Genomic DNA, 14,603 nt, shown 5'->3' on the forward strand with positions numbered 1-14,603 from the left:
ACACCGGAGACCACATGAGAATCGAAACCCTGGCCGTGCACGCCGGCTACACCCCCGACCCGACCACCAAGGCCGCCGCCGTCCCCATTTACCAGACGGTGGCCTACGCTTTCGACAATGCCCAGCATGGCGCCGACCTGTTCGACCTGAAAGTGGCCGGCAATATCTACACGCGCATCATGAACCCCACGCAGGACGTGCTGGAAAAAAGAGTCGCGGCGCTGGAAGGCGGCGTGGCCGCGCTGGCCGTGGCGTCGGGCATGGCGGCGATCACCTACGCGATCCAGACCATCGCCGAAGCGGGCGACAATTTCATTTCTGCCAGCCAGCTGTATGGCGGCACTTACAATCTGTTTGCCCACACCCTGCCGCAGATCGGCATCGAAGTGCGCTTCGCCGATGCGCGCCAACCCGAGACCTTCGCCGCCCTGATCGACGCGCGCACCAAGGCCATCTTCTGCGAATCGATCGGCAACCCGCTGGGCAATGTGACGGACGTGGCGAAACTGGCCGCGATCGCGCATGCGCACGGCATCCCGCTGATCGTCGATAACACGGTGCCCAGCCCCTACCTGTTCCGCCCCATCGAGCACGGCGCCGACATCGTCGTCCATTCGCTGACCAAATACCTGGGCGGCCACGGCACCACCGTGGGCGGCGCCATCGTCGACAGCGGCAAGTTTCCGTGGGCCGAACACAAGGAGCGCTTCAAGCGCTTGAACGAACCGGACGTGTCGTATCACGGCGTCGTCTACACGGAAGCGTTCGGCCCCGCCGCCTTCATCGGCCGCGCCAGAGTCGTCCCGCTGCGCAATATGGGTGCCGCCATCTCGCCCCTGAGCGCCTTCCAGCTGATCCAGGGCATCGAGACCCTGGCCCTGCGCATGGACCGCATCTGCGACAACACCCTGGCCCTGGCCAAGCACCTTAAGCAGCATCCAAAAGTCGCGTGGGTCAATTACGCGGGCCTGGAAGACCACCCGGACCACGCGCTGGTGAAAAAATACATGCATGGCCGCGCCTCGGGCATCCTGTCCTTCGGCCTGAAGCTGGCCGAAGGCGAAGATCCGCGCGCGGCCGGCGCCCGCGTGCTCGACGCCCTGCAGCTGTTTACGCGCCTGGTCAACATCGGCGACGCCAAGTCGCTGGCCACCCACCCGGCGTCCACCACGCACCGCCAGCTCAATCCCGCAGAACTGGCCAAGGCGGGCGTGTCCGAAGACATGTTGCGCCTGTCCGTGGGCATCGAGCATATCGACGACTTGCGCGAAGACCTGGAGCAGGCGTTGAACGCCGCCTGACTCCGGTTGAAATCAGGCTGAAAGCCTGTCCCTGCATAGACATGCCCCCCCCCCGCCGGGACAGAGCAGCTGCATGCCGTAAAGCGAAGCCGGCGTTCACGCGCAGCGCCAGCGGCGCTTCTGTCATGTCTGTCATCCTCCCCATGCTTGCACTGGATCGCCCCCAGGTCCAGCCCGGAACATCATTGTCCCCCTCCCCGCATCCCCTGGTATCACGCCTATGCCATGGCGATTGCTTCGCTGCGCCTGCCGGGTTTGATGATCGACGAAGGCCCATGCTCCAGGCATGTGGCGGGAAGTTGTTCTATGCGCCGCCGCTCATGGTCGATAGCCTCTTGTTGCGAAAACGAATCGAAACGAACAAAAAAGAAGAACTAAATGTTGTTAAATTCTCGAACGTGCGTAGAATAAACAAAAAAAAGCGCCTTATTCTTCACTTCAGCGCAGTTCTCTTCCTGTTCGCATGAGCGCCCGGATGCGCCCATGGCAGTGGCAGGCAGGCGCAGGACAGCGACTGCGTGGCGCGATGAGAAACACCTGAAACCATGCACTTTTTGTAGCCCATAGCGGCCTATCACCACCTCCAGGATCATGATGCAATCGACAATCAAGCAGCTAGCGCAACAGGACTGTGATCTTTTAATCGTCGGCGGCGGCATCAACGGCGTCGGTATCGCGCGCGATGCGGCCGGCCGCGGTTTGCGCGTCATGCTGTGCGAGCAGCACGATCTGGCCCAGCACACGTCCTCGGCCAGCACAAAACTGATACACGGCGGCCTGCGTTATCTTGAGTATTACGAATTCAAGCTGGTGCGCAAGGCCTTGCAGGAACGCGAATTGCTGTTGCGCACGGCACCGCACATCATGTGGCCGCTGCGCTTCGTCATGCCGCATGATGCCGGACAACGGCCCGCCTGGATGATCCGTGCCGGACTGTTCCTGTATGACCATCTGGCGCGACGCGCTTTCCTGCCGGCCTCGCAAGGCGTGTCGCTGCGCCAGCACGTGGCGGGCGGCCCGCTGAAGGGCGATTTCCGCAAGGGCTTCGTCTACTCTGACGGCTGGGTGGACGATGCGCGCCTGGTGGTGCTCAATGCGCTGGACGCCAGCGAACGCGGCGCCAACATCCTGACCCGCACCCGCTGCGCAGCAGTGCGCCAGGAAGGCCAGGGCTGGCACGCCACGCTGGAGAGCGAGCAGCATGGCCGCATCGAGGTGACGGCGCGCGCCATCGTCAACGCCGCCGGCCCCTGGACCGCGCAATTCGCCAACGCCGCCTCTGGCGTGAGCAATACGCACGGACTGCGGCTGGTCAAGGGCAGCCACATCATCGTGCCGCGCCTGTTCGACCATCCTTACGCCTATATTTTCCAGAACCAGGACAAACGCATCATCTTCGCCATTCCCTATCAGGACGAGTTCACCCTGATCGGCACCACCGACCTGGAATACACCGGCGCGCCCGGCAAGGTGACGATCAGCGACAGCGAAGTGAGCTACCTGTGCGAAGTGGCCAACCGCTATTTCACCAAACAGATTGCACCGGGCGACGTGGTCTGGACCTATTCCGGAGTGCGACCGCTGCTCGACGACAGCGCGCAAAACGCCTCGGCGGTGACGCGCGACTACCTGCTCGAATGCGACCCGAACACCGCCCCCTTCCTCAATATCTGGGGCGGCAAGATCACCACTTACCGGAAACTGTCGGAAGAAGCGCTGGCCATGCTGCAGCCGCGCCTGGGCGGCGATGCACCGGACTGGACCGCCTCGGCCCCCTTGCCGGGCGGCGACCTGGAGCAAGCGGGCGCGCTGGTTGACAACATCGACTTCGAGCGCTTTGCACAACAATTGCACACCCGGTACCCATGGCTGCCGGACAAGCTGGCGCAGCGTTATGCGCGCTGCTACGGCACCCGCGCCAGGCGCATGCTCGGTACGGCAAACAATATGACGGATCTGGGCGAAGAGTTGACGCCCGGCATGTACGAACAGGAGGCGCGCTATCTGTTTGAGGTGGAATGGGCGCGCTGCGCCGAAGACATCCTTTGGCGCAGAACCAAATGCGGCTTGTACTGCCAGCCGCAGCATGTGGCGCGTCTGGAGGAATGGATCAAACAGATGTCGATACCTGAGATGAGCACTTGAAAAAAATAAGCCTGAGAGCCAGGCAGCTTTGCCTTGCCTGGGCCATCTCCATGGACACGGGATACCAGTTTTACCGAGTGACCGGCGCGGCAAAGACCGGCAAAAAAATCAACTATAGACGGAGATAAGACATGCAGAAAATGGCGATGAAGGACCAATACATTCTTGCGCTCGATCAGGGAACGACAAGCTCGCGCGCAGTGTTGTTTGATCGGGCCGGCAACATCGTCTCGGTAGCACAAAAGGAATTTCCGCAAATTTATCCGCAGCCGGGTTGGGTCGAGCATGACCCACAGGATATCTGGTCGACGCAGGCCGGCGTCGCCGCCGAAGCCGTCACGCACGCTGGTCTGAATGGCGCATCGATTGCCGCCATCGGCATCACCAACCAGCGCGAAACCACCATCGTCTGGGACCGCGAGACGGGCCGCCCGGTGTACAACGCCATCGTCTGGCAAGACCGCCGCACGGCCGATTTCTGCGATGAACTGAAAGGCCGCGGCCTCGAAGCCATCGTGCGGGAAAAAACCGGTTTGCCGATCGATTCGTATTTCTCCGCAACCAAGATCCGCTGGATACTCGACAATGTTCCAGGGGCGCGCGAACGCGCCAACCAGGGCAAGCTCGCCTTCGGCACTGTCGACAGCTGGCTGGTCTGGAATCTCACGCAGCAAGGACTGCACGTCACCGATGTCACCAACGCTTCGCGCACCATGCTGTTCAACATCCACACGCTGGAATGGGACGAGGAATTGCTGGCCTTGATGGATATTCCGCGCAGCATGCTGCCTGAAGTCCATCCTTCTTCGGCCGTCTACGGCACCACCAAAACCACCTTGTTTGCCTCCGCCGTACCGCTTGCCGGCATCGCCGGCGACCAGCACGCGGCGCTGTTCGGTCAGATGTGCACCAAGCCAGGCATGGTCAAGAACACCTACGGCACAGGTTGCTTCCTGGTGATGAACACGGGCGACAAACCGATTGAATCGAAGAACAATCTCGTCACCACGATCGCGTGGCAGATCGGCGAGCAAGTCAACTACGCGCTCGAAGGCAGCATTTTCATCGGCGGCGCGGTCGTGCAATGGCTGCGCGACGGGCTCGGCATCATCAAGAGCGCCGCTGAAATCGAGGCGCTGGCGCGCTCGGTGCCGCATGGCGACGGCGTCTATCTGGTGCCGGCCTTCGCCGGACTCGGCGCGCCGCACTGGAATCCGCGCGCCCGCGGCACGCTGTTCGGCGTGACGCGCGGCACCACCTCGGCCCACATCGCGCGCGCTGCGCTCGACAGCATCGCCTACCAGTCGCTGGATGTATTGAAGGCCATGGAAGCCGACCTGGGTGGCAAGATCACCGAATTGCGCGTCGACGGCGGCGCGGTAGCAAACGATTTGTTGATGCAATTCCAATCGGACCTGCTCGGCGTGGACGTGGTGCGCCCGCAAATCACCGAAACGACGGCCCTGGGCGCGGCGTATCTGGCTGGCTTGGCGGTCGGCTACTGGAAGGATGTCAGCGACATACAGGACCAATGGAAACTGGACCGCCGTTTCACGCCGGTGCTCGACGCGAGCACAGTGAAGACCAATATACAAGGATGGCAACGTGCGATCAACGCCAGCAAAGCCTGGGCCGATGCGGTCTGATCGACCAAGCGCCCATCCCTACCACCTCACTGGAAGTCTCACATGCATCCTTTATTTGCCGAATTCATCGGCACCACCTTGCTCGTCCTGCTGGGCAATGGCGTGGTCGCCAACGTCATCTTGCAAAAAACCAAGGGCCATAACAGCGGCCTGATCGTGATCGCCATCGGCTGGGCGATGGCAGTCTTTGTCGCCGTGCTGTGCACCGCCGCCGCCAGCGGCGGCCACCTCAATCCGGTGGTCACCGTGGCACTGGCGGTGGTCGGGAAATTCCCTTGGGCAAAGGTCCCCGCCTATGTCGCCATGCAGATGCTCGGTGGCATGATGGGGGCGTTTCTGGTATGGGTCGTCTACTACAAGCACTTCGAGAGCACCCCCGATGGCGACACCAAACTGGCAGTCTTTTGCACCGGCCCGGCGATCCGGGGCACCTTTGGCAGCCTGGCCGCCGAAATGATCGCCACCTTCGTTCTCGTGTTTGCCGTGTTGAACATGGCGGCGCCAAGCTTCGGACTGGGCGCCATGAGTGCCTTGCCCGTCGCCCTGCTGGTGCTGGGCATCGGCGTGTCGCTCGGCGGCACCACGGGTTACGCAATGAGCCCGGCGCGCGACTTCGGTCCGCGCATCATGCACGCGATCCTGCCCATCCCGGGCAAGCGCGACAGCGACTGGCGCTATGCCTGGGTACCGGTCGTCGGCCCGCTGCTGGGCGCCGTCCTGGCGGCACTGCTGTACAACTATAAATTCTAATTCCAATCCCACTACTCCCCCGCGTTTGCCGCAGATGGCCGTGGTAACAGGCCGGAGCGGTGTGGAGTAGGCACTTACACAGGAGAAGCACATGGCAGCGAAAAGAATCTTGTTTTTGACGGGCGATTTTGCGGAAGATTATGAAATGATGGTGCCGTTCCAGGCATTGCAGATGGTCGGCCACACGGTGCACGCCGTCTGCCCGGGCAAGAAGAGCGGCGAGAAGATCAAGACCGCCATTCACGACTTCGAGGGCGACCAGACCTATACCGAGAAACCGGGGCATCTGTTTGCGCTCAATGCCAGCTTCGACGAAGTCGAGGTGAGCGACTACGACGCCCTGATGATCACGGGCGGCCGCGCGCCGGAATATCTGCGCCTGAACCCGCGCGTGATCGAGATCGTGCGCCAATTCGCCGCGGCCGGCAAACCGATCGCAGCCATCTGTCATGGCGCGCAAGTGCTGGTCGCCGCCGATGTCATCCGTGGAAAACGCATTGCGGCGTATCCCGCGTGCGCGCCGGAAGTGCGCCTGGCCGGTGGCGACTATGCGGACATTGCAGTGGACCAGGCAGTCACCGATGGCGCTTTCATCACGGCGCCGGCGTGGCCCGCCCATCCGCAATGGCTGGCGCAATTTCTCCAGCGACTGGGAACAGCCATCACGCTCTGATCCTTGTAAAAGCTAGTGCCTCGCGCCCTTTCCGGACGCGAGGCCGCCCGCAGCGCCGCCTTGAAAGCAGAACCATCATGCCCTTGCGTTCTCCCCGCTACAGAATCGGTCTGGCCGCAAACCGGGCGCATCAGGATGCCCCCGACTCGGCCCTGGTGCGCCTGCTCCAGGGTGGGCAGGCGGCGATCGAAAACCAGCTCCAGCCGCGACTCGTCGTCGTGGGCAGAACCCTCGACGCGATCCTGAGCCACGGTTTGCTGCCGCACTACCCATCGATTGAGCGCTTTCCCTATGGCCGCGAAGGCGGCCTGATGATGCTCGTGTCGCGCGTTGTCGAGAGCGATCCGGCCAAGGCGCTGGACGCGGTGATTTACCTGATGGACCCGCTTGACCCGTCGTCCAATTTTCCCGAAGCGCTGGCCTTGAAACGTCAATGCGTCATTCATGGCAAACCATTCCTGTCGACCCTGGCCGGCGCCAGGGAGTGGCTTGAACTGGAAGCGGTGGCCGTTGGCGCACGGCCCGATGCGACGCTCGATTCCACCTTCGACCTAGCCAATGAAAGCATCGCCCTGATTGCGCACGACGCGATGAAAGGCTGCATGCTGGCCTTGGCGGAGCGGCATTTCGCATTGTTGGACAGCTTCGCGATGCGCTGCGCCACCGGCACCACAGGCAGCTTGCTCAATCAACTGGCGCAAAAGATCAAGGGAGAAGTGGCGGGCCGCAATTGGGTGCGACCTTTCCGCAGCGGTCCCCTGGGTGGCGATGCGCAAATTGCCGAACTGATCCTGAACCGCCAATGCCGCCGCGTGCTATTTCTCGAAGATCCGCATGTGGCGCGCCAGCACGAGGCAGACATTCAATTGCTGGAACGCGCGGCGCGCACCGTCACCGACTATGCATCGTGCAGCAGCGATGTGAAAGGCGTGGAACGCTGGCTCAATTTGCTGGCCCTGCGCTGCAAGCGGGTGGCCTGAACGCCCTTGCGGAGCTGAAGCGCTGGCATGTCAGCGATAACAATGAGCATGGCAAGACCATGATGGTAGTGGCTTCTGTCTTGCCGAAGAAAATAAACAGGAGTACGCCAGCATGAACCGATCGAACACCGCATCCACCACCCCGAAGCCGGCCTTGATCGCGGCGCTGCGCGCACGCTTGCCGGACGCGCGCGTCATCACCGATGAACTGCGCCGCCTGAGCTGGGGCAGCGACGCCAGTTTCTACCGCATGCTGCCACGGGTGGTCGTCGTGGTGGAAGACGAGGCCGACGTGGCGCATGTGCTGCAGGTGGCGCGCCAGCATCAGATGCACCTGACCTTCCGCGCCGCCGGCACCAGCCTGTCCGGGCAAGCCGTGACCGACGGCATGCTGGTGTTGCTGGGCGACGGCTTCGCGACCTATGCGCAAGACGACGGCGCACTGAGCGTGCGACTGGGGCCGGGCATGATAGGCGCCGAAGTGAATCGCCGCCTGGCGCCGCTGGGCCGCAAGATCGGCCCCGACCCGGCCTCGATCGCCACCTGCAAGATCGGCGGCATCGCCGCCAACAATGCCTCGGGCATGTGTTGCGGCACCTCGCAAAACAGTTACCGCACCCTGCGCGCAATGCGCGTGATGCTGGCCGATGGCGCGCTGCTCGACAGCGCCGACCCGCTCAGTGTCGCCGCCTTTCAAGCCAGTCACGGCGCACTGCTGTCGACGCTGGCGCAACTGGGCCGGGAAACGCGCGCAAACCTGGCGCTGGCAGCCCTGATCCGGCGCAAATACAAGATCAAGAACACGACCGGATACAGCCTTAACGCGCTGGTCGACTTTGACGATCCGATCGACATCCTGTGCCATCTGATGATAGGCTCGGAAGGCACGCTCGGCTTCATTTCCAGCATCACCTACGACACCGTGCCGGAACACCGGCACAAGGCCAGCGCGCTGGTTTTTTTCGCCGACATCGCCGGCGCCTGCGCCGCCGTGCTGGCGCTCAAGCCACTGGCCGTGTCGGCGGTGGAGCTGCTCGACCGGGCCGCGCTGCGCTCGGTCGAGAACAAGGCCGGCCTGCCGCCGATGCTGCGGCAACTGGACGCCGGCGCGGCCGCCCTGCTGATCGAGGTACGCGGTGGCGACGAAGCCGCCCTGGAACGTGACGTGGCGGCGGCACTGGCGGCGCTGCAAGCGTTTGACACGATAGCACCGGCGCGCTTTTCAAGCGACCCGGCGCAATGCGACATCTACTGGAACGTACGCAAGGGCATCTTCCCCAGCGTCGGGGCGATGCGCGCGACAGGTACCACCGTCATCATCGAAGATGTCGCCTTCCCACTCGACTCCCTGGCCGCCGCGACGCTCGATTTGCAAGCCTTGTTGCGCCAGTACGCATACCACGAGGCGGTCATTTTCGGCCACGCGCTCGAGGGCAATTTGCACTTCGTGTTCACGCAGGATTTCGGCCAGGCGCAGGAAGTGCAGCGCTACCGCCGCCTGATGGAGGCAGTGTGCGACCTGGTGGTGAACAAGTACCAGGGCTCGCTGAAGGCCGAACATGGCACCGGACGCAATATGGCGCCTTTCGTCGAGCTGGAATGGGGCAGCGAAGCGACCGCCCTGATGTACCGCATCAAACAAAGCTTCGACCCGGCCGGCTTGCTCAATCCCGGCGTCATCCTCAACGACAATCCCACAGCCCATTTGGAGCATCTCAAGCCGCTGCCGACAGCATCCGCATTGGTCGACAAATGCATAGAGTGCGGCTTTTGCGAACCGAAGTGTCCCTCGCATCAGCTCACGCTGTCGCCGCGCCAGCGCATCATCGCGTGGCGCGAAATGTCGCGGCGTGAACTGGCCGGCGAAGCGCCAGGAAAACTGGCCGAGGACTACGTGTATATGGGACTGGGCACCTGCGCCGGTTGCAGCCTGTGCGCCAGCGCCTGCCCGGTCGGCATCGATACCGGCGCCCTGGTGCGCGATGTGCGCGGCCGCCGGCACAGCGGTGCGGCGCGCCGTATCGGGCGCTGGAGCGGCGACCATTTCGGTGCCGTCGCCCTGCTCGCGCGTCTGGGATTACGGCTTGGGCATAGCGCCGCCAGTATCGTCGGCGAACGGACGCTGGCCACGGTGTCGGGCGGCGCCTGGCGCCGCAGCATGCCGCGCGCCGCCGCCAAAGTGACGCAGCATGCTCCCGGCCCCGGCGAACCGGTGGTGTATTTCCCCAGTTGCGCCAGCCGCATCTTTGGATCGGATCAGGACGGCGAAACGCCATTGCCCGACGTGATCCAGACACTACTGCTGCGCGCCGGCTACGCGCCACGGCTACCGCGCGGTGTCGAGCAACTGTGCTGCGGCCAGATGTTGGCCAGCAAGGGCATGACGGAACAAGCCGATGCCAGCGCCAGGCGGCTGGAAGCGGCGCTGGCCGAAGCCTCCGAAAACGGGCGCTATCGTATCGTCACCGATGCCAGCGCCTGCACCCTGCGCCTGCAACAGCACATGTCCGGCCGCCTGAGCGTGTTCGATTTCCATGAATTTGCGCATGACGCCTTGTTGCCCAAGCTCAGCCTGGTCAAACAGGCTGGCCCGATTGCCTTGCATATCAATTGCTCGGTTCAGAAAAGCGGTTCGGACAAAAAACTGCGGACCGTGATGAACGCCTGTGCCGAACAGATCGTGCAGCCGGCCAGCGTGGGCTGCTGCGGTTTCGGCGGCGACCTGGGCTTCGCGGCGCCTGAACTGAACCGCCACGCGCTGCGCAAGATCGAGGCCGAGCTGCCCACCGGCTGCGGCTGCGGCGTATCGACCAACCGCACTTGCGAGATCGGACTCTCGTCCGAAACGGGCCGCCCGTATCGCTCGATCGCCTGGCTATTGGAACTGTGCAGCCGACCAGCGGGTTATGTATCATAGCCGGCATAAATCGACGACTGGCGCAACGGGCTGGAACCGATCTTGAACGCAGCCGGAAGCCCTATTTCAAACCGCACGGAGGGGACTTCATGCCATAATCGGCGGCATGTCTTCTCCTCCTACTCCTCCTGAGCAGCCGGTATCTTGCCAGTTCCGTGGCCAGTTCCGCGCCGAATATGCGCGGCGCATGAATGCCGTGCTCGATCATATCGACCGCCACCTCGATACGCCGCTGGACCTGGCGCGGCTGGCTGACGTCGCACATTTTTCGCGCTTCCACTTTCACCGCGTGTTCGCCGCCTGGATGGGCGAAACGCTGGGCGACTATGCGCGCCGACGGCGCCTGGAAACGGCCGCCTTGCGGCTGGCCTGCCGCGCCGACGAAGCAATACTGGACATTGCCCTGGCGACGGGCTTCGGTTCCGGCGAAGCGTTTGCACGCGCCTTCAAGCTGAAATTCGGCTGTACGCCGACGGCCTGGCGCGCCGGCGTCGCCGCGAAAAACGCGTCCATGCTTACTGCCATGCGCCTGCGTCGGCAAGATAGCAATCTGGATCAGGCCATGCGCAATGCGGATCAGGAAAACGCGCCGAACTTGCAGCACCATGGGCACTCCAATCCATTTTATAGAGAGCGTCCCATGCAAGTTACCATCCTCGACCTGCCGCCCGCCAGCGTGGCGTGCCAGCGCCATATCGGCCCCTACGGCCCCGCCATCGGCGCCTTCTGGCGCGACACCGTCGCACCGTGGATGCAGTCACACGGCCTGGGCGACGCCACCTGCTACGGCATCGGCCATGACGATCCCAGCATCACGCCGCCAGACAAATGCCGCTACGACGCCTGCGTCGCTTTGCCAGATGGATTCCAGCCAGGCGGCCGGGCCAGCATCACCACCCTGCCCGGCGGGCGCTATGCGGTAGCGCAGTTCAAGGGGCCGTCCAGCGCCATCGCCGAGACGTGGACGCGCATGACGCGCGAATGGCTGCCGGCCAGCGGCTTGCAGTGGGATGAGCGCCCCTGCTTCGAGCGCTTTTCCGCCGCCACGGCAATGGACCCGGCCACCGGCGAATTCTCCTGCGAGATCTGCATTCCCGTGCGGCCGCTGTAATGGCAGCGTAGGTCGGATTAGCGGAGCGTAATCCGACCTCACCGCAGACGCAAGCAATGTTGTCGGATTACGGCCCCACCTGATCCGACCTACGCACCAGCAACTGTGCGACTTGCCCGACCCTGTCTGCGACCGTGCCGGACACATCGACATACGCAATCTCCCGCCGCGCCAGCTCGTCCCTGTACCACGCATGCTGGCGCGCGCGGAAATCCCCGTCGCGGCGCGTGCCGTCCTGGATGAAGGGAAAGTCGGGCGCGCACAGCAGCACCAGGTCGTAACGATGTTCGGCCAGCTGCGCCAGTTCCTGCTCGGCCCTGCCGAACTTCTCGAGGCAGTAAAAATAGGTGGTCAGGGGCGAGGTATCGCAAAACAGCCAACGCTGTGCGGTTATGGCGGCTTGCGCTTCGCGGCGCAGCTGCTCGCGGCCGATCTTGAGCAGATCGTCGTAATGTAATACGCCACCCTGGCTTTCCCACAGCTCGCGGCCATACTCGGCCACCCAGCCGGTATCGAAATGCGCTGCCAGCGCGGCCGCCAGGGTCGTCTTGCCGCTCGATTCGCCACCAAGCACGCACACGCGCGTGACGAAATGGGCACGCACCAGGGGCGACAGGAAGGCGCTGTGCGCCTGCGGGTCGTGCCTTACCCGCGTTCCGGACACGGGCACCAGCGCTCTCGCCTGGTCCACGCTGACATGCGCCACCGCTCCCGTAGCGTAATGCCGTTCCAGCACGCGCGCAAAGCCGGTTCCGTAATCCTCGCTGGTGAAAACGGCATCGACAGGCAGCGCCAGCACCGTCCAGCACAGCCAGCCCATGAAGTGGCGATGCAGTTCGCCGTCGTCGTCGTTGTGCGGCAAGGTCCGCGCCGGCACGCCACGCGCCGCGCACAGGGCGGCCAGGCGCGCATCGTCCAGCACCACGACCGCCGCCTGCGGAAATTGCGCACGCAGCCACCCTTCCCGGCGCGCCGGCTCGTAGCCAGGAAATTCAGGCCTGGTGTAGCTGACTACCAGCAGTTCTTCGCAAGCCTCCTGCGCACGCTTGATCAACAGTTCGTGGCCCTTGTGCAGCGGGCAAAATTTGCCGACTACCAGGCCGCGCTTATAAAGATTCATACTGCCGCTTCCTGCAAATCCGAGGTGTATTGAATGATCTTGTCTTCCGCCAGCAAAGTCTCGAGCGTGACGGCGCCGAAAAAAGGCGCCAGCAAGGCGCGCGCCCGGTCAGCCTGCGGCATGGCGCCAGGCGCCAGGCGCAGCACCACGCTGCCGTCGCCATGCTGGTGTACGCCGAACAAGGCGATGGCCAGCGGTTTCAAGGCATGCGTGAGGTCGATATTGTTGATCCATGCGCCATTGATCGTCCTGTAGCGCAAAGGGTTGCGGCCGGCCAGCCCCACCAGCACGGGCCCGTGCGGGCCGTGGGCCAGCGAAGCGTAGTCGCCCGTGCGGTAGCGCACCAGGGGCAAGCAGAAATTGAAGCCGCCCGTCACCGTGATTTCGCCGCGTGTCCCATCCGGCACGGGCTGGCCCGCACTATCGAGGATTTCCACGTACAAGCGGTGCTGCAGCAGCACGTGGCCACCCGCCGGTTCGTCGTAGACGGCGACCGGCCCCACCTCATTGAGCGAATAGATGTCGAGCACGGGGCAGCCGAAACGCTGTTCCAGACGCGCGCGCATGCCAGGCAACAGCATCATCGAGACGGACAGCAGCGCGGCCGGCTTGTGCGTCAAGGGCAGGGTCAGCAACTCTGCAAACGAGATGGGGTCGCCCGCGATCAGCTCGGGCGCCATGGCGTCCAGGTAGCGCGCACGGTCGCCAGGGTCGCGCCAGTCGTGCGTATGCAGGTTGATCTTCGCCAGGCCCGATTCGTTCATCGTGGGCGTGACGGAAACGTAGGTAAAGCAGCGGCGCTGATGCCCCAGCAGCATCACGCCCACCTGCCCCGCGCCATGGCGCAGCGTGACGCCGAAGCGGTGCAGCGCGCGCTTGTGGAAGGCCAGGTAGCGCCCCGCCACCAGCGGGTGCGAGGCAATCAGCAGCGGATGGCCCGTGGTGCCCGTCGTCTGGAAATTGATCATGCGCGCCAGGTCCGCATCGTCGGGCACGAAGGCGGCGATATCGTGGGCCAGTTCGGCGCGGTTGATGGGCGCCACGTCAGCAAGGCGGGCGGGCGGCGAACCGCAGGCGCGGTAATGTGGCACCGTGGCATAGACCGTTTTGAGAAAATCCACCAGCCAGGGCGGCGGCGCGGCATCACTCCAGCCGATCGCCGCCGCCATGACTTCCTGCTCATAGGCGCGCAGCGCCGCCACTTCCTCGGCCAGCAGCTTGTTGCCGCTACGGTTGCGGTACTGGGGGGCTGCAGGATGGCTGCGCAGTTTTTCCAGCATGCTCGCCCCCGCCTGCGTCAGGGTGGGACAGTAATCGCGGTCCGATTCCCAGGCGCCGCCCGGCCGATTGGCGTCCACGCTCATTCGCGCGACCATTTGTCGGCCGATTCCTCGGCCGCCTTTTTGGCCAGCGCCTCGCGGATTTCCCGCGCGCGCTGTTCGGCCAGGCGGCTCGCTTCGAGCAGGCGGCGGCGCTCCGTGCCGCTGATGGCGGACAATCTATCCGTGGCCTGCGCCACGCTTTCATCGCGCGGCCGAAAGCCCAGGCGCGCCAGCACGATGCGCGCCAGTTCCTCGCGCCGTTCCGGGTCTTGCGTGAACTGGTGGGCCGGCGTGGCGGCGGCCAGTTCGCGCGCCGCCTCGCCCAGCACTTGCAGCAAGGCTGGCTGCGGCAACTGCTGGCCGATGAACCAGTCGTCGGCCAGCAACCAGCACAGGATCATGGCCAGCGCCAGCCGGTTGCGGTCCGCCTTCACCTGTGCGCCGATAAAACCCTGCAGGGAGGCGGCCGGCGCGCGCGCGCCATGCAGCAGCAGGATATCGTTGACCAGCGCGGCAACTGCCACCGCCTGCGCGTTCGCCACGCCGGCAATGCGCGGCTCGGCGAGGAATTCGACGGGTGTGTCGGCCAGGCGGTGGGTCAGGGTTTCGAGCAAGGGACCGGGAGTGTGCATATTATT

At 64.0% G+C, this 14,603-nt stretch carries 11 protein-coding genes; 8 read left to right on the forward strand and 3 right to left on the reverse strand.

Features of this window, described 5'->3' with window-relative positions; translation table 11 throughout:
• Positions 1 to 14: 14 nt before the first annotated feature.
• The 8 genes from CSZ94_RS07255 to CSZ94_RS07295 all read left to right on the forward strand — a co-directional run bounded on the left by CSZ94_RS07255 (position 15) and on the right by CSZ94_RS07295 (position 11,523).
• On the forward strand, positions 15 to 1,301 hold the full coding sequence (locus CSZ94_RS07255) for an O-acetylhomoserine aminocarboxypropyltransferase/cysteine synthase family protein (RefSeq protein ID WP_102120898.1): 1,287 nt from the start codon (positions 15 to 17) through the stop codon (positions 1,299 to 1,301).
• 591 nt (positions 1,302 to 1,892) lie between these two features.
• Positions 1,893 to 3,446, forward strand: a complete 1,554-nt coding sequence (glpD, locus tag CSZ94_RS07265) for a glycerol-3-phosphate dehydrogenase (RefSeq protein WP_258000817.1) — start codon at positions 1,893 to 1,895, stop codon at positions 3,444 to 3,446.
• A 146-nt stretch (positions 3,447 to 3,592) separates the two neighbouring features.
• Positions 3,593 to 5,092 (forward strand): glycerol kinase GlpK, encoded by a 1,500-nt coding sequence (glpK, locus tag CSZ94_RS07270; RefSeq protein WP_102120948.1) that lies wholly within the window; start codon positions 3,593 to 3,595, stop codon positions 5,090 to 5,092.
• 42 nt (positions 5,093 to 5,134) lie between these two features.
• Positions 5,135 to 5,842 (forward strand): MIP/aquaporin family protein, encoded by a 708-nt coding sequence (locus tag CSZ94_RS07275; RefSeq protein ID WP_102120901.1) that lies wholly within the window; start codon positions 5,135 to 5,137, stop codon positions 5,840 to 5,842.
• Between the two features lie 91 nt (positions 5,843 to 5,933).
• Positions 5,934 to 6,515 carry a DJ-1/PfpI family protein gene (locus tag CSZ94_RS07280; RefSeq protein WP_102120902.1) on the forward strand — a complete coding sequence of 194 codons (582 nt, stop codon included), beginning with the start codon at positions 5,934 to 5,936 and terminating at the stop codon, positions 6,513 to 6,515.
• A 77-nt stretch (positions 6,516 to 6,592) separates the two neighbouring features.
• Complete coding sequence (locus tag CSZ94_RS07285) at positions 6,593 to 7,495, forward strand: methylglyoxal synthase (RefSeq protein ID WP_102120903.1); 903 nt, start codon at positions 6,593 to 6,595, stop codon at positions 7,493 to 7,495.
• Positions 7,496 to 7,607: 112 nt separating this feature from the next.
• On the forward strand, positions 7,608 to 10,412 hold the full coding sequence (locus CSZ94_RS07290) for an FAD-binding and (Fe-S)-binding domain-containing protein (RefSeq protein ID WP_102120904.1): 2,805 nt from the start codon (positions 7,608 to 7,610) through the stop codon (positions 10,410 to 10,412).
• A 106-nt stretch (positions 10,413 to 10,518) separates the two neighbouring features.
• On the forward strand, positions 10,519 to 11,523 hold the full coding sequence (locus CSZ94_RS07295; protein ID WP_219725982.1) for an AraC family transcriptional regulator: 1,005 nt from the start codon (positions 10,519 to 10,521) through the stop codon (positions 11,521 to 11,523).
• 67 nt (positions 11,524 to 11,590) lie between these two features.
• On the opposite strand, the gene CSZ94_RS07300 is transcribed toward CSZ94_RS07295, so the two are convergent.
• From CSZ94_RS07300 to CSZ94_RS07310, 3 genes are read right to left on the reverse strand one after another with little or no spacing between them, the layout of a single operon-like run.
• A complete protein-coding gene (locus CSZ94_RS07300; protein WP_102120906.1) occupies positions 11,591 to 12,643 on the reverse strand; it encodes an AAA family ATPase in 1,053 nt (350 codons plus the stop codon).
• Complete coding sequence (locus CSZ94_RS07305; protein ID WP_146009758.1) at positions 12,640 to 14,019, reverse strand: AMP-binding protein; 1,380 nt, start codon at positions 14,017 to 14,019, stop codon at positions 12,640 to 12,642. The genes CSZ94_RS07300 and CSZ94_RS07305 overlap by 4 nt, the downstream gene beginning before the upstream one ends.
• The gene (locus CSZ94_RS07310) at positions 14,004 to 14,597 is read right to left on the reverse strand and encodes a hypothetical protein (protein WP_102120908.1); all 594 of its coding nucleotides are present in this window, start codon (positions 14,595 to 14,597) and stop codon (positions 14,004 to 14,006) included. Before CSZ94_RS07310 ends, CSZ94_RS07305 begins: the two co-directional genes overlap by 16 nt.
• Positions 14,598 to 14,603 lie beyond the last annotated feature (6 nt).

Source organism: Janthinobacterium sp. ROICE36 (genome assembly GCF_002869965.1).
GTDB lineage: Bacteria > Pseudomonadota > Gammaproteobacteria > Burkholderiales > Burkholderiaceae_D > Janthinobacterium.

Coding starts and splice junctions, on each gene's coding strand:
- CSZ94_RS07275 (WP_102120901.1), top strand. CDS start 5,135: ATGCATCCTTTATTTGCCGAATTCATCGGCACCACCTTGCTCGTCCTG.
- CSZ94_RS07305 (WP_146009758.1), bottom strand. CDS start 14,019: ATGGTCGCGCGAATGAGCGTGGACGCCAATCGGCCGGGCGGCGCCTGG.
- CSZ94_RS07285 (WP_102120903.1), top strand. CDS start 6,593: ATGCCCTTGCGTTCTCCCCGCTACAGAATCGGTCTGGCCGCAAACCGG.
- CSZ94_RS07295 (WP_219725982.1), top strand. CDS start 10,519: ATGTCTTCTCCTCCTACTCCTCCTGAGCAGCCGGTATCTTGCCAGTTC.
- glpK (WP_102120948.1), top strand. CDS start 3,593: ATGAAGGACCAATACATTCTTGCGCTCGATCAGGGAACGACAAGCTCG.
- glpD (WP_258000817.1), top strand. CDS start 1,893: ATGATGCAATCGACAATCAAGCAGCTAGCGCAACAGGACTGTGATCTT.
- CSZ94_RS07300 (WP_102120906.1), bottom strand. CDS start 12,643: ATGAATCTTTATAAGCGCGGCCTGGTAGTCGGCAAATTTTGCCCGCTG.
- CSZ94_RS07280 (WP_102120902.1), top strand. CDS start 5,934: ATGGCAGCGAAAAGAATCTTGTTTTTGACGGGCGATTTTGCGGAAGAT.
- CSZ94_RS07310 (WP_102120908.1), bottom strand. CDS start 14,597: ATGCACACTCCCGGTCCCTTGCTCGAAACCCTGACCCACCGCCTGGCC.
- CSZ94_RS07255 (WP_102120898.1), top strand. CDS start 15: ATGAGAATCGAAACCCTGGCCGTGCACGCCGGCTACACCCCCGACCCG.
- CSZ94_RS07290 (WP_102120904.1), top strand. CDS start 7,608: ATGAACCGATCGAACACCGCATCCACCACCCCGAAGCCGGCCTTGATC.